A 20131-nucleotide genomic window follows, 5' to 3' on the forward strand; every position below is an offset into this window, starting at 1 on the left:
AAAATAACAGATGAAAAAAATAGTATATATCGTATTCCTAGTTTTTATAGGTGTACAAGCCCAACAAGATCCACAATACACGCAATACATGTATAACATGAATGTTGTTAATCCAGCTTATGCAGGTTCTTTTGATGGTGTTGCCATAGGTGCATTATACAGAAGTCAATGGGTAGGATTAGAAGGAGCACCAACCACAGGTACTCTAGCCATCCACTCTCCAGTAGGAAAAAATGTAGGTTTAGGATTCTCTTTAATTAGTGATGACGTAGGACCAGTAAGCGAGACTAATGCTTATGTAGACTTCTCTTATACCTTACCAGTAGGAACAGGTACTAAATTAGCATTTGGTTTAAAAGCAGGAGCAACGTTTCATGATATTGGACTTGTAGGATTAGATTTAATAGATCCTAGTGATCCATTTTTCTCACAAAACATTAATGAAGTCACTCCAAACATTGGAGCAGGATTATATTTTTATAAGCCTAATAAGTTTTATATCTCAGCATCGATGCCAAATATTTTAAACTCGGTACACTTAGATGCCAATGGATTTAAGATAGGATCAGAAACGCAGCACTTTTTTGGAGCAGCAGGATATGTTTTTGATCTATCAGAAAACTTCAAGTTAAAGCCACACGCTTTAGCTAAAGTAGCATTTGATGCACCTATTAGTTTTGATGTTAATTTAAACCTATTTATGTACAACTTTGTAGAAGTAGGAGCAGGTTACCGTTTAGACGATTCGTTTAGTGGTATGATTAACTTTTTAGTTGCACCAAATTTAAGAATAGGTTATGCGTATGACAGCATCCAATCGCAATTAGATGTAGTGACCAATTCATCACACGAGATATTTATCAATTTTGATATCAATTTACCAAGAAAAGTATCACGTTCACCACGTTATTTCTAATCCATAAGCTAACCAAGACAATGAAAAAAATACAACTATTTATACTAGCCACATTAATAAGCAGTACTAGCGTATTTGCTCAAAGTAATGCGACCAAAAAAGCAGATAAACTATTTTCTAAATTTGAATTTGTAGATGCTATAGCAGCCTATAATAAGCTTATTGATAAAGGACAAGGAGATACTTATATCTATTCTAAAATAGCAGAAGCAAACTACAATATTTTTAGTACAGTCGAAGCAGAAAAATGGTATGCAAAAGCAATAGAGTCTGGAGCATCAGAACCAGAAATGCTTTGGAAATACTCAGAAATGCTAAAAGCAAACGGGAAGTATGCAGTCTCTAACGTACAGATGGATAAATTTGCATCTATGCGTCCAGCAGATGAGCGTGCAGTATTATACAAAGCCAATCCAGAATATTTATCAAAAATATTAGACAAAGGAAAAAAGTTTAACGTACAAAGCTTACCACTTAATAGTGCTAATGCAGACTTTGGAGGAACACTTCAAGACGGAAAATTATACATTACCTCGTCTAGAAATGCAAGTAGAAAAAACTACGGATGGAACGAAGAACCATTTTTAGATATTTACGAGTATACTTTAGCAGACGATGGAACCTATCAAGGTGAAACACTTTTAGATAAAGATATAAACACAAAATATCATGAAGGTGTTACTAGTTTTACACCAGATGGAAAAACCATGTTTTTTTCAAGAGAAAGTTTCTTTGAAAACATTTATGAAAAAGACAGTTTATCTAACACAAAATATAGTGTATTACACTTATTTAAAGCCAATAAAGGAAGTGAAGGATTTTCACAAGTAGAAGCCTTGCCATTAAACAGCAGAAACTACTCGATTAAAAACCCAACCATTAGTGCAGATGGACGTACCATTTACTTTGCAAGTGATATGCCAGGAGGTTTTGGAAACTTTGATATCTACAAAGCATCATTAGACAACAACGGAAACCTTGGGACACCAGTAAACATGGGTCAAAAAGTAAACACAGAAGGACAAGAGATGTTTCCATACATAAGTAGTAACAACACCTTATACTTCTCATCAACAGGACATTTAGGACTAGGAGGAATGGATGTGTTTTACACAAAAGAGATAGATGGTAAAATAGCACCAATCCGTAACGTAGGTATCCCAATTAACAGTAATGGAGATGACTTTGCATTTAACATGAATGAAGAGACAGGAGAAGGATTTGTATCTTCAAACAGAGAAGGAGGACAAGGAAGTGATGATATTTATGCTATAAAAAAACTACAACCCTTATGTGATGTATTAATAGTAGGAACCGTTTTAGACGAAAAAACAGGAACTCCATTAGTAGGTGCATTAACCAGTTTAGTAGATGCAAACGGAAACGTATTAGCGTCTAAACCTGCAAACGCAGATGGACAGGTAGAATATATTGTAGAGTGTGAAACAGACACAGAATTACAAGTCACTATGGAAGGTTATGAAAGTAACAAAGCAACTGTAGCAGGAAGTAATGAAGAAGAAGTAGCTGTAACGGTTAAATTAAAACCAATCGAGAAGATTGTTGTACCACAAGAACGTGTAGTACTTAATCCAATCTACTTTGATTATGATAAATCAAACATAACAGCACGTGCAGCTTTTGAGTTAGATAACTTAGTACAAGTAATGAATAAGTATCCAGACATGGTTATTCAAGCAACATCACACACAGACTTTAGAGCGTCAAATAATTACAACCAAAAATTATCAGAAAGACGTGCACAGACAACAATACAGTACATTATATCTAAAGGTATTGCTGCTAATAGAATTAGCGCTTCAGGACGTGGAGAAACAGAACCAGCTATAAACTGTGACCCTTGTAGTGAAGAAGATCACCAACTTAACAGAAGAAGTCAATTCTTTATTACTAGTGGTGGTCCACAAAGACAGTAATATTAAATAACAAACTTTTACAACCAAAGTTTAACCACAAAAAAGCCTTACTGATTTAGTAAGGCTTTTTTATTATCGTAAGCTAAATCCTTTAGCTGCCCACCATGGATGTACTTCTATTTGAAGACGACCAGATTTAACCATAGGATCAGAATTTGCTAAACTATCTGCCATTTTTAAAGTAGGTACATTATAAATAGTAATACCTCTAATATCTCCATCGTCTCCAAAAGGTCCAGAAATATCAGCATAGCCTAAATCGTACATTTTACCAAGATGAGCTAGATGCTGTTCTTGAAGTAAAGTGGATTCTTCTTCATTTTGATTTCTGATAGGACCACTTTTTAAAAAAGCTATAAAATACTGTTGCATTATAACAGTATCTTTTGTTTTTGTGTCAACATAATCAAAGGTTTTAAAACCTTTAGATTTTAAAGTTTCTAATATAAATTTTGTGGTTGGTTTGGCTTTTGCTTTTACAGCTTCAATAGGCTTTTCAATTATTTTTGTTTCGTTTTTACATGCAAAAACTAAAACAATTAATAGTAGTACTAATTTTTTCATCTTAATTATTTTTTCCAATTTTTAAAAGGATGTTTACTTAATTGAGAGTTATAATATTTAATATCTCCTGTAACTTCTTTACCTAACCAATTGGGTTTAGAAAACGCTTCGTTTTCAGAAATTAATTCAACCTCAGCAATAATTAAACCTTCATTGTTACCAAAAAACTCATCCACTTCAAAAGTATGATTATCTATTTTAATTTCATATCTAACTTTATCAATAACCCCTTTTTTACACAATTTCAAAAGTTGATTAGATTCTTCTTTTGGTATTTCTTTTTCCCATTCAAAACGTGATAATCCATTTTTAGAGGATTGTCCTTTTATAGTTAAATAACCTTGTTCTCCTTTTAAACGCACTCTTACAGTTCGTTTTTTATTGGTGCTTAAAAAACCTTGTACAATTCTAGTTTGCTTAAAAGCTTCGGTTTTAAAAGCATTAGAAGTAACTAAAAATTTGCGTTCTATTTCTATCATAGTGTTTCCACGAAAGTGGTAATATCATTATTATTGGTTTACAAACATAATTCTATTTGTTCATTTAAAAGATTCCTGCCTACGCAGGAATTAGTAAATTTACAAGATGCAAAACGATTTACCAATAAGAAAAATTATTCATGTGGATATGGATGCCTATTATGCGTCTGTAGAGCAAATGGATAATCCTGATCTTATAGGAAAACCGTTAGCAGTTGGAGGAAGCGGAACACGTGGTGTGGTAAGTGCTGCAAGCTATGAGGCTAGAAAATTTGGAGTAAGAAGTGCTATTAGTGGTGTAAAAGCTAGACGTTTGTGTCCAGAACTTATTTTTGTACGTCCACGTTTTGATCGTTATCAAGAGATTTCTAAAAAAATTAGAAAAATTTTTTACGATTATACAGATTTGGTAGAGCCTTTATCTTTAGACGAAGCCTATTTGGATGTAACAGAGAATAAAAAAGGAAATCCAAGCGCATCACTTATTGCAGAAGAAATAAGACAGCGTATTTTAGATGAAGTAGGATTAACAGCATCTGCAGGTATTAGTATTAATAAATTTGTCGCTAAAATAGCCAGTGATTATAACAAGCCTAATGGTCAAAAAGTAGTTAATCCAGAAGAAGTTTTAGATTTTTTAGAAGCTTTAGATATTAGAAAGTTTTATGGAATTGGTAAAGTCACTGCCGAAAAAATGTACCAAAAAGGGATTTATACTGGTAAAGATTTAAAATCAAAATCTGCTGAGTTTTTAGAACAGCATTTTGGGAAATCTGGAAAATCTTATTATTACATTGTTAGAGGCATCCATAATAGCGAAGTTAAGCCTAACAGAACCAGAAAAAGCTTAGCTGCAGAGCGTACGTTTAATGAAAATTTATCTTCTGAGATTTTTATGCTTGAAAAGTTAAATCATATTGCAGAAGAGGTCGCTAAACGTTTAAACAGAAGTAAAGTTGCAGGAAAAACGGTAACGCTTAAAATAAAATATAGCGATTTTACTTTACAAACACGTAGCAAAACTTTACCTTATTTTGTGGCTGACAAAGCTGTTATTTTAGACACTGCAAAAGACTTATTATATCAAGAAAAGATGAGTAATTCTGTACGGTTATTAGGTATTTCTTTATCTAATCTAAATACTGAAAAGAAATCTAAAACAATTAAAAAGGAAAAAGAAGTTAGTGTGCAGTTGAGTTTTGGGTTTTAATCTAATTTTCTCTTTATTTTTTTGTAAATTCTACACTTTTTAGATAAAGATTTTCTAACTTCAATCTGTAAATCTTGAATTTCTCTGTACTTATCTTCTTTACTTGTAAAACCTTTTAACACTTCTCTTAATACGTCCTTTTTTTCCATCGTAATAGTAAATATGTCATCTGATAGGTCAAATATATTGCTTTCAATATTCTCATACTCATTACTTTTTAGTATATCACAAACTTGATCTGAAATTTCCGAGATAAGATTATCTCTTTGTAATTTTTCATAAAAAGAAGTGTAAGCTGAACAGTTATCAACTAATGATTCTGAAAGCATGGTTACAGCCTTAATAGCAACAAATGCTTTTGGTAAAATTGTATCATGTTTAAATGTTGCATTAACTATAGTGTCTAAATCTTTTTTATTTTTTCTAAAAAGTTTTTTTAAACATCTTTCAAATTTCTTTTCATTTATTTCATCACCATAATTTTCAACACAATCGCACATAATATTGGTCATTAAAGACACTTTATCTTCTGCGTTTTGAGCATTTAAGCTAATAGTAAATAGCATTACAAAAAGTAGTTTTCTCATTTTTTAAATATATAAAAAACCAGTCACTTAAAAGTAACTGGTTTTTACCAATGTTTAACAAATAATGAGTGCTATTTGTTATTGTTTAATCCTATTTATAAAATGTTTTCATCATCTTGAAATTTAAAATAAGGTCTGTGATGCTCTCCATTATAACTTTCTCCTTCATTTATCATTTTAATTAGTTCGTCTAATATTTGAATGATTTTGTTAGATTTAAGAGGAGTTATCACTCTGTACCTTAGCTCTTCATTTTTTTTGTCATCATAACCTTTTAATTCATCAACTGGTATTTCATCTCCTTTACTATTAACAATGTTTTTTGCTTTTTCAAGTATTTCGGTAAAATAATTTTTCCTTTCTTGAGTATTCAAATATGAATCGATTGCCAAATCTATCATTCCTGGCGAAAATCCTAGTCTATTATTATCAAGTATTTCATAATGTTCTTTTAGCCATTCTGGCTTCCCATCCATATTGCTCTTAATCACTTGGCAGATATACTCTAAAGTAGTCTCAATAAAATAGTTTTTTATCCAAAATCCTTTATCTTCTATGTATTCTATATAACTTGTTGTCATCGTTTTATTCGTTTAATTTTATTAATCGTCCTTGTTTTATATAAGCTTTAAATTCAGTATTAATATATTCTATAATTTTGATTTTATCAAACTCGTCAATATTTGAAAAATCTATCACTACAAAATCTAAGCCATCTCTATCAATTTTATTAAAATGTTTCCTTATTGAATTTTTAAAAGATGGTAAAAAACGCTTTTCGGGAAGTCTTGCCTTATTAGCTCTAGTAATAGCATCACGACTAACACTAACTGCATCAATACTCATTCCTTTATCTGGTCCTATAGCGATAATAGCGTCTCCTGCTTCTCCTTCTTTTGAAGCTCTCAATTTAGCAGCCATTTTCTTTTCATAATCGACGAATGATTTTATTTCATGGTCCCTATATGGTTTACTATTATTTCCTAAATCTTTCCAATTATTATGAATTTCTTTATAACGTTTAGTCTTCCTTAATCTAACATATTGTTCTTTTACGGATAATTTTATTTCATCTACCCTTGCTGGCGCTCGTCTGTGACGAGTGCGCACAACAATACGTAATTTAGTTAAGTACTTCTCTAAAATACAAAAGCCACAATAATTAAATTGTAGCCTTTGTTGGGTTGCTAACCTTTACCGTCACTCGTCACAGACGAGCGCTAGCAGGTGAAACCAAAAAAAGTTGAAAAAGATAAGGAGGTGAGTGTGCAGTTGCGATTTGAGTTTTAAATAAAAAGAGTCGTCATTTAATATTTGACGACTCTTTTATAAATATTATAGCTGAATAGGTTTGTACGCCAATGCTTTATCTACAACATCTTCAACTGTAGGATTGTATTTTGAAATATCATCTTTTCTAGCATTATAATTTTCTGGATAATAAAACAATCCTGCTCCACTTGGATGAGGAACATGTTTACCAAATAAATCCATCAACTCATTTAATTGTTCTTCCGATTCATTACCGCTAACAATTTTTTCTCCAAGTTTAATTAATTCTAATCTAGTCATAATAATAAAATTTATTTTTGATACCCATAACCATAATGATACTCTGGTGCTAAAATTTCTTTGTGAAATCTTGGTGTTACAATATACAAATTATCCATCCGATAGCGTGGATTTGCAATCCGTGAAACCAAAACTAAACTAATTGAAATTACAATTTAAATTTTTTTAAAATTATAAAAGAGTACCTAATTTAGATACTCTTTTAATGCACATTCTTATTAATACGGATTGCAATTCCGTACTAATGGTTTTTTGTTTAACTACTTAAAAATGCTTTCCATTCTTCGAGTAAGTCTATTAATTCTTGTAATGGCATCTCAATGCTTGGCTCTGCATCTGGGTTATCACTTATAAAATAAGCAGTGTCTTTATCGCATTCAAACTCTCCTGCACTTACACTTATTGGTACAATTTCGTTTTCCCAAATTTCTTCGAAAGTTTTCTCCTCGTTTTTTATAAGGAGCAAATCTTCAAGAGCTATATCTATTGATTTTATATCTCTTCTGTCTGATAAATAATAACTTAGTAAGATATAGTTTTCATCTATTGTTTTGACGACTTTGTCTCCATATTTTGGCAAAGTCATAAATTCTATTTTCTTCATATTGATTTTAAATTTAAAATATTATATAAGCTGTATTTATTTCTTTATTAGCTTGATTAATACGCATTTCAATTTTTATTCCACTTTTAGTAATTCCTCTATACAAATTTCCATCTTTAAAATAAATGTTCATACTAGCTTCTTCAATAACTTTAGCTATTTTTTGTTTTGACCATTGCTTTGGAAAAAAAGTTGATGTTTTAAACCTGCTCCAATCCTTTAATTCCCTTGCTGGCGCTCGTCTGTGACGAGTGCACACAACAATACGTAATTTAGCTAAATACTCCTGTAAAATACAAAAGCTACAATAATTAAACTGTAGCTTTTGTTATTTTCCAACCTTTAACGTCACTCGTCACAGACGAGCGCTATCGGGTTCCTTTTTATAAATCTTCAAATTCTGATAAATCAAAAGGCTCTCCTTTTGCTTTAAGCTCTAAAAACCTGTCTCTTTTCTTTTCTTTTGCTTGCTCTTCAGGTGTCATTAAATCCCATTCTAATTGTTGAATTTGTTTTTGATTATTAAAATATTCAACTCTTTCTTTGTGAATTTTTTTTCTATATAAATCTAATTCTTTATCTGTTTTAAAACTAACAAAAACTATGGGTTTTAATTCTTCATTTCTTTTAATTAGTTTTTTTATTTTTTGTTTTTTATTTTCCATTTTATTTCTCTTTTAATATTATTTCAAATACTTTTTTACTAAAATCTAAAGGATGGTCTATCTTGCCAACACTTTCAATAAAAAAACCTGTTCCTGATTTAAATAAGACTTCATGTTCTTCCCACATATAGGCTGCCTTCTCAATTAGTTTTCCATTTTTACCTTTTACTTTAAAAATTACATTATGATTTTGCTTTTTTGCCAACCAAAATAATAATGATTTTTCAGAATGTGTTGTGGAAAAAAAACCTTTACTTGTCCATTTTTTACCTACTTTAAATAGTTTCTTTATTTCTCGTTCTGAATGATAAGCACTTCTTAATAATAACCCTTTTTTATTAAATTTAGAAATAGGTAACTTTATTAGTGCATCATCTAAGACTTTTTTCATTGCTTTTAACTCTCTATTTAGCCTTTTTCCTTTAAATAAAGCTTCATTTAGTTTTGCATATGTATAACCAGTATACATTTTAACCATCGCTTCAGATTCAATAGCTAACCATTTACCTAATTGCCTACCGTGTCTTCCATTTTTAGCAGGACTTGTTACTAACTTTAAACAATTTAAGTATAAACTATTATCTTTTAAAACTCTTATTGAACCAAGTAGTGGTGTATCTACCCTATCTACATACTTATACTTCTTTTTATTCTTCAAAAACCATTCCGCAACCTCATTAGCTAATTTAGCAAAAAATTCTTGTATGGCTTTTTTGCCTTTTGCAAAAAGCGCAAATAAGTTTTCTATAGTACGCAGTGCAGACTGTTTTGCATTTTTACCTGCTTTTTTAATGCTTGATAATCCTTTTTGCATGGCAGTCAACAACTCTTCTGGGATAAGTTTGTCTATTTTAGCAACTTTACCAACCCAACCTGCAATTGGTATAAACATAGTACCTATAAACGCCACTGCAAACCCAATAATATAAGCAATACGCACAAGGTCAAACTCACCATCCTTATCTTTTAGTTTGGTTTTTACGGTCTCGAAAAATGTAGCCAAAGCTGTCCAAAATACGTCCCAATCTATAGTGGTTATACTCTCCCAAATGTTATCTATAACTTCTAAAAAATCTTGAAAGTTATTTGCAACATCAAAAGGTGCTTCTGCTAAACCACCAATAAACTGCAAGGTTGATGCTATAAAGTCTATTAAACCGTTATATAAGCCAGACAACAAAGCGACTTTACCCTGAAATTTAAATAGTGCTTCTGGATTATTAAACCAATCGTTTACTGCGTTTTCTATAAATTTATTATACTTATCTATAAAGCTTTTTAAATATCTTATTGCAGATATAATTTTATTAGATGCAAAATCTGGTATTAAATCGTTCCACTCAATCTTACTTTCGTCATTAATTAATCCTTGCTCGATAGTATCTATTAGTGAGGTATCAATAATTAATAAATTAAGGATGTTTTCTTTTTTAAAAATATAATCTTGGTTTTGAGCATCCCAAACCTTTTCTGGTAATTTAAGTTGGTTGATTGCTTGTCCTATTTTTTCTAATACCCAACCAATAGCTTTAAAAGGTGAAAATATCACACTAAATACATAACCAAGACCTATAAAAATGGCTCTGGTAATAGTTAGTTTTTCTACTACTTCTCCTGTTTCTACTAATTGTTTTAACCCTTAGGCAGATAAGCCTTCTCCATCTGTTTTTCTGTTTATAAAGTCTAAAACTTTACTGTGATGTAAATCACTTTTTTTAATAGCGTCTCTAACATCTTGAGCTATTTTAATTCTAACTATTTGCTTACTCCAATCGTCTTTATTGTCCTCAATAAATACTAATAGTTCTCCTTTTTGTGGTATTACACACTCAAATGCTTCTTTTAACTTTAATCCATTTTTAGAGGAAAACACATGTAGCTGAAAAGCAAATTCTCCTTTATCTATAATGTTGTTATTGTTGTGGTCGTAAAAAAACTCGGTTGAACCGACTAATAGTTTTCTTGCTTCTTCACAATCCACATCTATATTTAGGTTTATGCCTTGAGTTTTGAGAAACTTTTTTTCAGCATCTGGAAAATATAACCTAGATATTTCTTGTGTTGTTCTATTATTAAATTTTTGAACTACCAAAGGATGCACATTGGTCATCCCTCTAATGGTTTCTCCCATTAGAATCTTATTAGTTCTAATTCCTTCAAAAGGATCTCTTCCTACAAGTCCTCTTTTTACATCTTCAAAACTTAAAAACTTTAAGCCTTGTAATGCTTTTTGACTTTGCTCGTCAAAGTCTTCAAATATGTTTGTACTCATTGTATTATTTTTTAAAATTAAACATAAGTTTAGCTGTTGCTTTAACATATTGCTAAACAATTAGGTTATTATTATTTTATTTGATTCTTTGATAGACACCAAATACAAAGTATGCATTTGCCTATCATACGAAAAGACTTAAAATATCTAGAAAATTTCAAGCAGAGTACAAATATAATTATATTTTGTAATAAAACAAAATTAATTTAAACAAATGTTTGTTTTTGCTTTTTGCAAACTAAAAAAACCAGCTATATCTCTATAACTGGTTTTAATTATTTATACTGTTCTTGGCTTTGCGTTAGCGATTGCAACGACATCCTTTTTTGTGCGCGCTTATGCGCAAAAAAGATATAGTGGAAAGCGCGACCCTTGTGGTAACGCCCAAAAAGAGATGCTTCACTTCATTCTGAATGACAATAGATTTCCGTCTTCACGGAAATGAAAAAATTAATAATTAAAAACTACAGCTTTCAATTTGTGTTACTCTTAGCGTATTTACCATTCCTTTGTCTTGAATTGGCATGGCTGCTAAACTAATTAGCATATCTCCTACTTCTAAAAATCCTTTTTTACAGGCTATTGCATTAACGTCTTCAATGGTTTCGTCTGTGCTTACGTACTTATCGTAATAAAACGCAGTAACACCCCAAAGTAAATTTAACTGCGTTAAAATACGCTTATTTGATGTAAATACTAATATGTGTGTGTTTGGTCTCCATGCTGATATTTGGAAAGCTGTATAACCACTATTTGTTAGTGTAGATATTGCTTTTGCATCAATATCATTTGCCATATGTGCTGCATGATAACAAATAGATTTTGTTATGTAACGCTTAGTACGAATATGTGGTGGAGATTGTGGGACTTTTATTAAGTCAGAATCTTCAACACTTTTAATTATGTTTGACATTTGACGGATCACTTGTACTGGATAGCTACCAACACTAGTTTCTCCAGACAGCATTACTGCATCTGCACCATCCATTACACTATTGGCAACATCATTAACTTCTGCACGTGTTGGTGTTAAACTGGTAATCATAGTTTCCATCATTTGGGTTGCTATAATTACTGGTATTCTGGCACGTTTTGCTCTTAAAACTAGCTTTTTTTGTACTAATGGTACTTCTTCTGCTGGGATTTCTACTCCTAAATCTCCACGTGCAACCATTAGTCCATCACAATAGGCTACTATTTTGTCTATGTTTTCTACTGCTTCTGGTTTTTCAATTTTTGCTATAATCGGAATTTTATGATCACTATGTTTTTTAATCAATTCTTCCAATTGCATTAAGTCTTCTGCATTGCGTACAAAAGATAATGCCATCCAGTCTACTCCTATTTTACAGGCAAAAATAGCGTCTTCAACATCTTTTTCTGTTAAAGCAGGCTGTGATATATTGGTGTTAGGAAGGTTAACTCCCTTTTTAGATTTAAGTGGTTCACCTTGGATTACTTTTGCTTTGACTTCAGATTTACCATCTGTAGACACAACTTCAAAATGTAATTTTCCGTCATCTAAAAGAATGCGTTCTCCTGGTTTTGCGTCTTGCGGAAACTTGTCATATGTCATGTAAACACGCTCTTTAGTTCCTTCAAAACGTTTTCCAGTTGCAAAAATAATTTCGTCTCCTGGATTAACAATAACGTCCCCTTTCATTACTCCTACACGAAGCTTAGGTCCTTGCAAATCTCCTAAAATTGAAGCATTGTAGCCAAACTCTTCGTTTAGCTCTCTTATCATTTGCACACGCTCTTCAACGTCTGCATAATCTGCATGAGAAAAGTTAATCCTGAATACATTAGCGCCTTCGTCTAACATACCTTTTAATACCTCTTTACTACTGGTTGCTGGTCCTAAAGTTGCAACAATTTTGGTCTTTTTTCTGTTTGGCATTAGTTAAATATTAAGTTGTCTTTAGATTTTAAAGTATGACTTGCAATACTATAAGCAGTTACTACTTGCGGAATCTTAAGAATTTTATTTAAAATGGTTTTTTCTTTACTTAAAAATTCGGTCTCAATTTTAAGTAAGTAATTTATGGTCTTAAATTCTGGTAACAAATAATAATTACTTGCTCCTTGAGTATCTTTACCAAATAACGAGTTTGATTCTTGCTTTACATTATTGTGCAGTACCTTACATGTATTTGCTACTAAATGGTAGGTAGTAAATTGTTTTTGGTCAAACCACTCAAATAAAGCATAATTTGAATTTAAGCTTGGATTTGTAACATCTTTTACACTTCTTTTAAGCTTAATGTCTAATATTTGGTTAATTAAAAAAGCTAATCGATAATCTTCTATCACGCAATGTATACCTATTAATGCGTAATGTTCTTCTTCTAAAAAATCGTCTAATGAGAGTTTTCGAACAGCCATTTTGATTAGTAAATTAAATGTAAATATAGCATTTAAACACTTACTTTTATTCAATTTTACGTAAACTTAATAAGAATTATTCACGAAAACGATTGAGTAAAACCTTGTTTTTATATAAGAATTGATAATCTTAGGTTTTAAATAAAACCTGCTTTTGTTATTTGCTTTTGAAGTGCAAAAAAGGCGCGTTTTGAAGCTTTTTCTTCTGCCTTCTTTTTAGAAGTTGCTCTTGCTTTTGCAACTGTTTTTTCGTCGATAGATAGTTTTACAGAAAAGTGTTTAACATCATCATTACCTGAATCTTCATAGACATTGTAATCAAAATGCTTTTTTTCTTTTTGACACCATTCTATTAAAAGGCTTTTATAACTAATAACTTTTCCTTCTAATTTTTCAATATCGACATAAGGTTTAATAACCCTTTTCTGAATAAATTTTTGACAACCTTTATACCCTTTATCTAAATAAATTGCTCCAACCAAAGCCTCAAACAAATTACCATGAATATTGTCTCCAAATTGTCCTTTTGGAATCTTACTCTCTACTAATTTAATCAGACCTAAATCTTTACCAAGCTCGTTTAAATGCTCACGACTAACTACCTTAGATCTCATTTTTGTTAAATAGCCTTCATCACCACCTGGAACTTCCATATATAAGTGATGAGCAATTACTGCACTAAGCATAGCATCTCCTAAAAACTCTAACCGTTCATAATTAATAATATGTCCTTTAGCATCTTTAATGTTCATGGAACGATGCGTAAAAGCAGTTTGGTAATGTTGTAAGGTTTTAGGTTTAAACTTTAAAATCTTAGAAATAGCCATAAAAAAACCCCCATGCTCTTTAGTCTGGGAATTAAATATGTTTCGAATGCGTTTCATTCAGGTAACTAATCTAATTTTTTAAACAATACACATGCGTTGTGACCTCCAAAACCAAAAGTATTGCTCATTGCAACTTTTATTTCTCTTTTTTGAGGCGTGTTTAAAGTTAAGTTTAGTTCTTGGTCAATGTTTTCGTCTACTGTAGTGTGATTAATTGTTGGTGGTACTAAACTATTTTCCATTGCTAAAATAGCTGCAATAGACTCTATAGCTCCTGCTGCACCTAACAAGTGACCAGTCATAGACTTAGTAGAATTTATGTTGATGTTTTTAGCGTGATCTCCAAAAACTTCTTTGATCGCTTTTAATTCGGCAACATCACCTAATGGTGTAGATGTACCATGTGTGTTGATATGATCAACATCTTCTGGTTTTAAACCAGCATTTTCAAGGCAATTTTTCATTACTGCAATAACACCAATACCTTCTGGGTGTGGTGCAGTCATGTGATAGGCATCAGACGACATTCCGCCACCTAAAACCTCAGCATATATTTTTGCTCCTCTAGCTTTAGCGTGCTCATACTCTTCTAGTATAATTGCTCCAGCTCCTTCACCTAATACAAAACCATCACGTGTTGCATCAAAAGGTCTTGATGCAGTCTGTGGGCTTTCGTTTCTAGTAGATAAGGCATGCATAGCATTAAAACCTCCCATTCCTGCAATTGTAACTGCAGCTTCACTACCTCCAGTAACAATCACATCACAATGTCCTAAACGTATATAGTTTAATGCATCAATCATAGCGTTAGCAGAAGATGCACAAGCAGATACAGTTGTATAATTTGGACCCATAAAACCATTTTTAATAGAAATGTTTCCAGGTGCAATGTCTGCAATCATCTTAGGTATGAAGAAAGGATTAAATCTAGGTGTACCATCTCCAGCAGCAAAATTTAAAACTTCATTTTGAAAAGTTTCTAAACCACCTATTCCGGCTCCCCAAATAACGCCAACTCTAAGTTTGTTGACGGTTTCTAAATCAAGGTTTGAGTCCGCAATAGCCTCATCTGATGCGACCATTGCGTACTGTGTAAACCTATCCATTTTTCGTGCATCTTTACGATTTATAAAATCTGTTGCAACGAAATTTTTTAACTCGCAAGCAAAGTTAGTCTTGAACTTTTCAGTATCAAAATATGTTATTGGTGCAGCACCACTTTTACCACTAATTAGACCAGACCAATACTCGTCTTTAGTGTTTCCAATTGGTGTTAATGCTCCTAAACCTGTAACTACTACTCGCTTAAGTTCCATAAATTATTGTGCTTATTTAGCAGCTTCGATATAAGATACAGCTTGACCTACTGTCGCAATGTTTTCAGCTTGGTCGTCTGGAATCTGGATATCAAATTCTTTTTCAAATTCCATGATTAATTCAACAGTGTCTAATGAATCTGCTCCTAGGTCGTTAGTGAAGCTAGCTTCAGTTACAACTTCGTTTTCATCAACACCTAATTTGTCTACGATAATCGCTTTTACTCTTGATGCAATGTCTGACATAATTTTAATTTTTTTAGTTTTAATTAAGTGGCAAAAATAAAAAACTTTAATTTAAAACACACGTTTAGTTAAAAAATGTGCTACTAATTTAAATATTTAAATTGAAGAAATTCGATTTTACCCCGTAATTGTTAATAATTATTACTTTTTTTGTTTGAAGATTTTAACATTGAAACTAGAAAATGAAACGTGTAGTAATTTTTGCGTCCGGAAGTGGGAGTAATGCTGAAAATTTAATAAGGTTTTTTCAAAACAGGGACAATGTGTCTGTTATTCAGGTACTAACTAACAATCCTCATGCCAAAGTATTAGATCGCTGTAAAAAACTGAATGTTAGCGCATTATCATTCAACAAAATAGCGTTTACTAAAACGGAAGATGTCCTAAACATCCTAAAATCTGCTAATCCAGATTTAATAGTATTGGCAGGTTTTTTATGGAAATTTCCAGAAAACATCCTAAATTACTTCCCTAATAAGGTTATTAATGTACATCCCGCTTTATTACCAAAGTTTGGAGGAAAAGGCATGTATGGTATGAATGTACATGAAGCTGTGGTGAAAAATAAAGAAACAGAAACAGGAATAACAATTCATTATGTAAATGAACATTATGATGAAGGCGCAATCATTTTTCAAGCAAAATGCCATGTTTTTACATCAGATACTGCTCAAGATGTTGCTGTAAAGATTCATGAATTAGAAATGAAACATTTTCCTGAAGTGGTTGATGAGTTATTGAATGAGTAAAAAAAAGAAAAAATATTACACTGTTTGGAAAGGACATCATACTGGTGTTTTTGAAACTTGGGACGATTGTAAAGCGCAAATCAAAGATTTTGAAGGTGCGCAATACAAGTCTTTCGCAACTTTTGATGCAGCAAAAACAGCACTAAAAGGTAATTATTTTGATTATATAGGTAAAAACAAAACTTTTAAAAGTGAATTGTCTGCAGCACAACTTAAAAAAATTGGTAAACCCAATTATAATTCTATATCAGTTGATGCAGCATCTTCTGGCAATCCTGGAATAATGGAATATAGAGGTGTAGAGACAAAATCTAAAAAACAACTTTTTATTCAAGGTCCATTTGAAGAAGGCACTAATAACATAGGAGAGTTTTTAGCTTTAGTCCATGGTTTAAGTTTTTTAAAAAAGCATAATAGTAATCTTATTATATATACAGATTCAAGAACTGCTATGAGTTGGGTACGTAAAAAAACATGTAACTCCAAACTAGAACGTAATGCAAAAAACAAACCTGTTTACGATCTTGTAGATCGTGCTGTTAAGTGGTTAAAAGAAAACGAGTACACTACCACTATTGTAAAATGGGAAACCAAAGCTTGGGGAGAAATCCCTGCAGATTTTGGTCGAAAATAATTAGCTTTTCTTTCAAACGTTTCTACTTTTTTTCAGAATAAATTTTACGTAAGTTTGCACTAAATTTTAAAGCCATTTATGAGCAAATTAGTGATTGTAGGTACTGTAGCTTTTGATGCTATTGAAACGCCTTTTGGAAAAACCGATAAAATTCTTGGTGGAGCAGCAACTTATATTGGGTTATCTGCTTCAAACTTTAATGTAGATCAAGCAGCAGTATCTGTTGTTGGTGGAGATTTTCCGCAGGAGTATTTAGATCTTTTAAAAGACAGAAATATAGATATTGAAGGTATAGAAATTGTAAAAGACGGTAAAACGTTTTTTTGGAGCGGAAAATACCATAACGATATGAACTCTCGAGACACTTTAGCAACAGAGCTTAATGTTTTAGAGCATTTTAATCCTGTTGTACCAGAAAACTATCGTGATGCAGAGATTGTTATGTTAGGTAATTTACACCCTTTAGTACAACAAGGTGTATTAGATCAAATGACTAAAAAACCTAAATTAGCTATTTTAGATACTATGAATTTCTGGATGGATATAGCATTGGACGATTTACTATCTGTTATTAAAAATGTAGACGTTATTACTATTAATGATGAAGAAGCTAGACAATTAACAGGTGAATATAGTTTAGTAGTTGCTGCAAGAAAGATTCATGAAATGGGACCAAAATATGTTGTTATCAAGAAAGGAGAGCATGGTGCTTTATTATTTCATGATGACCATATGTTTTATGCACCAGCTTTACCATTAGAAGAAGTTTTTGATCCAACAGGAGCAGGAGACACTTTTGCTGGAGGGTTTTCAGGTTATTTAGCAAGTACAGGAGATATCAGTTTTGAGAATATGAAAAACGCTGTTATTTATGGCTCAACCTTAGCATCCTTCTGCGTAGAGAAGTTTGGAACAGAGCGCATGGTAAACTTGAAAAAAGAAGAAGTCAAAAAACGACTTCAAGCATTTAAAAGCTTAACACAATTCGATATAGAATTAACATAAACTAACGCGCTCAATAATTGAGCGCGTTTTTTATTTTTATTATTTTAATACAACCAACTCACAACACAACAACAATGAGTGATGCTTTAAAACACGAGTGCGGAATTGCACTAATTAGACTACTTAAGCCATTAGAGTTTTACAAAGAAAAATACGGAAGCGCATTTTACGGAGTAAATAAAATGTACTTAATGATGGAAAAACAACACAATCGTGGTCAAGATGGTGCAGGTTTTGCAAGCATTAAAATGGACACTAAACCTGGAGAACGTTATATTAGTAGAGTACGCTCTATTGCACAACAACCTATTCAGGATATTTTTGCACAAATTAATGAACGTGTCAATAAAGAATTAGCTGAACATCCAGAATATCAAGACAGTGTAGAGCTTCAAAAAAAACATATTCCTTATATAGGAGAAGTACTTTTAGGTCATGTTAGATATGGAACTTTTGGTAAAAATAGTGTAGAAAGTGTACACCCTTTTTTAAGACAAAACAACTGGCAACATCGTAACCTCATTCTAGCAGGTAACTTTAATATGACTAATGTTAAAGAATTATTTAAAAACTTGATTGAATTAGGTCAACACCCTAAAGAATATACAGACACCATTACTATAATGGAAAAAATAGGTCACTTTTTAGATGATGCTGTTAGCAAAATTTATAAAGACCTTAAAAAAGAAGGTTATGGAAAACATGAATGTTCTCCATTAATTGCAGAGCGTTTAAAAGTTGCTAAAATATTAAGACGCGCAGCAAAAAATTGGGATGGTGGATATGCTATGGCTGGGTTATTAGGTCATGGAGATGCTTTTGTATTACGTGACCCAGCAGGAATAAGACCTGCTTATTACTATAAAGATGATGAAGTTGTTGTTGTAGCATCAGAACGCCCAGTGATTCAAACTGTTTTTAATGTAGAATTTGATGATGTTAAGGAAATTGACCCAGGAAATGCATTAATCATCAAAAAATCTGGTCAAGTTTCAACTAAACAAATATTAAAACCTTTAGAGCGCAAATCATGTAGTTTTGAGCGTATATATTTTTCTAGAGGTAGTGATGCCGAAATATATCAAGAACGTAAAACATTAGGTAAACTATTAATGCCCAAGGTACTTAAGGCTATAGATAACGATACACAAAACACTGTGTTTTCTTATATTCCAAATACTGCAGAAACATCATTTTACGGAATGATAGACGAGGTCGAAGCTCATTTAAATCAAAAGAAAACCCAAGCCATTCTTAATGGTAATGGAAAATTATCTGCAGAAAATGTGACTTCCATTTTAAAAGAACGTCCAAGAATAGAGAAAATAGCTATTAAGGATGTAAAATTAAGAACATTTATAACTGAAGACTCAAGTCGCGACGACTTAGTAGCACACGTTTATGATGTTACTTATGGTGTTATAAAACCTACGGATAACTTAGTTATTATTGACGATAGTATCGTACGTGGTACTACTTTAAAAAAGAGTATTATTAAAATGATGGACAGATTACATCCTAAAAAGATTGTAATAGTATCCTCTGCTCCTCAAATACGTTTTCCAGATTGTTATGGAATTGACATGGCAAATCTAGAGACTTTAGTAGCCTTTAATGCTGCTTTAGCTTTACTAAAAGATAATAATAAATATGATTTAGTAGAAACCGTTTATAAAAAGTGTAAAGAGCAAGTAAACTTAGAAGATAAAGACGTTAAAAATTTTGTAAACGAAATTTACGAACAGTTTACACCAGAACAGATTTCAGCAAAAATATCTGAATTATTAACCGACGACTCTGTTAATGCAGAAGTAGAAATTATATTTCAACCTGTAGCAAACTTACATAAAGCCTGTCCAGGTCATTTAGGTGATTGGTATTTTACTGGAAATTATCCTACTGCTGGAGGAAACAGAGTAGTTAACAGAGCTTTTATTAATTTTTATGAAGGAAATAAAGAACGTGCTTATTAATTAAAATGTACGCTCTTTTCTTACAATAACTCATTTAACCGAGTATTTTTACTTTTTAACTAAAATTTGTAATATTTCAATTTAAATCTTGTTATATTTGAGCTTACCATAACATAAGTAGGTTAAGTTCATGGTAGATTTGGGGCAAAAAAGGAGAACTCTCGTTCTCCTTTTTTATTTGCCCAAACTT

At 31.7% G+C, this 20131-nt stretch carries 23 protein-coding genes; 7 read left to right on the forward strand and 16 right to left on the reverse strand.

The genetic code is table 11. The annotated features are described in order from the left end of the window. Positions 1 to 10: 10 nt before the first annotated feature. Positions 11 to 916, forward strand: coding sequence for a type IX secretion system membrane protein PorP/SprF (locus SJY17_RS03130; protein ID WP_397364006.1), 906 nt, complete (start codon positions 11 to 13; stop codon positions 914 to 916). A gap of 20 nt (positions 917 to 936) precedes the next feature. Then, positions 937 to 2853 carry an OmpA family protein gene (locus SJY17_RS03135; RefSeq protein WP_397364008.1) on the forward strand — a complete coding sequence of 639 codons (1917 nt, stop codon included), beginning with the start codon at positions 937 to 939 and terminating at the stop codon, positions 2851 to 2853. Positions 2854 to 2925: 72 nt separating this feature from the next. On the opposite strand, the gene SJY17_RS03140 is transcribed toward SJY17_RS03135, so the two are convergent. Together SJY17_RS03140 and SJY17_RS03145 are read right to left on the reverse strand one after the other, a co-directional pair. Beyond that, positions 2926 to 3417, reverse strand: a complete 492-nt coding sequence (locus tag SJY17_RS03140; RefSeq protein ID WP_397364009.1) for a YciI family protein — start codon at positions 3415 to 3417, stop codon at positions 2926 to 2928. 5 nt (positions 3418 to 3422) lie between these two features. Further along, positions 3423 to 3896, reverse strand: a complete 474-nt coding sequence (locus SJY17_RS03145; protein ID WP_397364010.1) for a CYTH domain-containing protein — start codon at positions 3894 to 3896, stop codon at positions 3423 to 3425. Positions 3897 to 4002: 106 nt separating this feature from the next. Between SJY17_RS03145 and dinB the strand changes: the two genes are divergently transcribed. After that, positions 4003 to 5106, forward strand: coding sequence for a DNA polymerase IV (gene dinB, locus SJY17_RS03150; protein ID WP_397364011.1), 1104 nt, complete (start codon positions 4003 to 4005; stop codon positions 5104 to 5106). Here dinB and SJY17_RS03155 read toward each other — a convergent pair. From SJY17_RS03155 to SJY17_RS03220, 14 genes are all read right to left on the reverse strand, one after another. After that, positions 5103 to 5693: a hypothetical protein gene (locus SJY17_RS03155; protein ID WP_397364012.1), complete on the reverse strand. Its 591-nt coding sequence runs from the start codon at positions 5691 to 5693 to the stop codon at positions 5103 to 5105. The two genes, dinB and SJY17_RS03155, sit on opposite strands and share 4 nt — an antisense overlap. A 95-nt stretch (positions 5694 to 5788) precedes the next feature. Next, a complete protein-coding gene (locus SJY17_RS03160; protein ID WP_397364013.1) occupies positions 5789 to 6169 on the reverse strand; it encodes a hypothetical protein in 381 nt (126 codons plus the stop codon). 109 nt (positions 6170 to 6278) lie between these two features. After that, positions 6279 to 6803, reverse strand: coding sequence for a hypothetical protein (locus tag SJY17_RS03165; RefSeq protein WP_397364014.1), 525 nt, complete (start codon positions 6801 to 6803; stop codon positions 6279 to 6281). 225 nt (positions 6804 to 7028) lie between these two features. Then, positions 7029 to 7265 (reverse strand): bacteriocin immunity protein, encoded by a 237-nt coding sequence (locus SJY17_RS03170; protein WP_397364015.1) that lies wholly within the window; start codon positions 7263 to 7265, stop codon positions 7029 to 7031. A gap of 256 nt (positions 7266 to 7521) precedes the next feature. Then, entirely contained in the window at positions 7522 to 7869 is a 348-nt protein-coding gene (locus SJY17_RS03175; protein WP_397364016.1) for a hypothetical protein, read from the reverse strand. A gap of 13 nt (positions 7870 to 7882) precedes the next feature. After that, entirely contained in the window at positions 7883 to 8128 is a 246-nt protein-coding gene (locus SJY17_RS03180; protein WP_397364017.1) for an EndoU domain-containing protein, read from the reverse strand. A 124-nt stretch (positions 8129 to 8252) separates the two neighbouring features. Then, the gene (locus tag SJY17_RS03185) at positions 8253 to 8534 is read right to left on the reverse strand and encodes a hypothetical protein (protein ID WP_397364018.1); all 282 of its coding nucleotides are present in this window, start codon (positions 8532 to 8534) and stop codon (positions 8253 to 8255) included. A 1-nt stretch (position 8535) separates the two neighbouring features. After that, a complete protein-coding gene (locus SJY17_RS03190) occupies positions 8536 to 10083 on the reverse strand; it encodes an ADP-ribosyltransferase (RefSeq protein WP_397364019.1) in 1548 nt (515 codons plus the stop codon). Between the two features lie 90 nt (positions 10084 to 10173). Beyond that, a complete protein-coding gene (locus SJY17_RS03195) occupies positions 10174 to 10806 on the reverse strand; it encodes a hypothetical protein (protein WP_397364020.1) in 633 nt (210 codons plus the stop codon). A gap of 457 nt (positions 10807 to 11263) precedes the next feature. After that, positions 11264 to 12706: a pyruvate kinase gene (pyk, locus tag SJY17_RS03200; protein WP_397364021.1), complete on the reverse strand. Its 1443-nt coding sequence runs from the start codon at positions 12704 to 12706 to the stop codon at positions 11264 to 11266. Next, a complete protein-coding gene (locus SJY17_RS03205; RefSeq protein WP_397364022.1) occupies positions 12706 to 13191 on the reverse strand; it encodes an IPExxxVDY family protein in 486 nt (161 codons plus the stop codon). Before SJY17_RS03205 ends, pyk begins: the two co-directional genes overlap by 1 nt. 137 nt (positions 13192 to 13328) lie before the next feature. Continuing rightward, complete coding sequence (gene rnc / locus SJY17_RS03210; RefSeq protein ID WP_397364023.1) at positions 13329 to 14075, reverse strand: ribonuclease III; 747 nt, start codon at positions 14073 to 14075, stop codon at positions 13329 to 13331. A gap of 8 nt (positions 14076 to 14083) precedes the next feature. Beyond that, positions 14084 to 15334, reverse strand: coding sequence for a beta-ketoacyl-ACP synthase II (gene fabF / locus SJY17_RS03215; protein WP_397364024.1), 1251 nt, complete (start codon positions 15332 to 15334; stop codon positions 14084 to 14086). 12 nt (positions 15335 to 15346) lie between these two features. Beyond that, complete coding sequence (locus SJY17_RS03220) at positions 15347 to 15580, reverse strand: acyl carrier protein (protein ID WP_013869581.1); 234 nt, start codon at positions 15578 to 15580, stop codon at positions 15347 to 15349. A gap of 182 nt (positions 15581 to 15762) precedes the next feature. On the opposite strand from SJY17_RS03220, the gene SJY17_RS03225 reads away from it, so the two are divergent. From SJY17_RS03225 to SJY17_RS03240, 4 genes are all read left to right on the forward strand, one after another. After that, entirely contained in the window at positions 15763 to 16329 is a 567-nt protein-coding gene (locus SJY17_RS03225; RefSeq protein ID WP_397364026.1) for a phosphoribosylglycinamide formyltransferase, read from the forward strand. Then, positions 16322 to 16963, forward strand: coding sequence for a viroplasmin family protein (locus SJY17_RS03230; protein WP_397364027.1), 642 nt, complete (start codon positions 16322 to 16324; stop codon positions 16961 to 16963). The genes SJY17_RS03225 and SJY17_RS03230 overlap by 8 nt, the downstream gene beginning before the upstream one ends. Before the next feature lie 78 nt (positions 16964 to 17041). Then, entirely contained in the window at positions 17042 to 17968 is a 927-nt protein-coding gene (locus tag SJY17_RS03235; RefSeq protein ID WP_397364028.1) for a PfkB family carbohydrate kinase, read from the forward strand. Between the two features lie 74 nt (positions 17969 to 18042). Beyond that, a complete protein-coding gene (locus SJY17_RS03240) occupies positions 18043 to 19941 on the forward strand; it encodes an amidophosphoribosyltransferase (protein ID WP_397364029.1) in 1899 nt (632 codons plus the stop codon). Positions 19942 to 20131 lie beyond the last annotated feature (190 nt).

Source organism: Olleya sp. R77988, from assembly GCF_044594215.1.
Classification (GTDB): Bacteria; Bacteroidota; Bacteroidia; order Flavobacteriales; family Flavobacteriaceae; genus Olleya.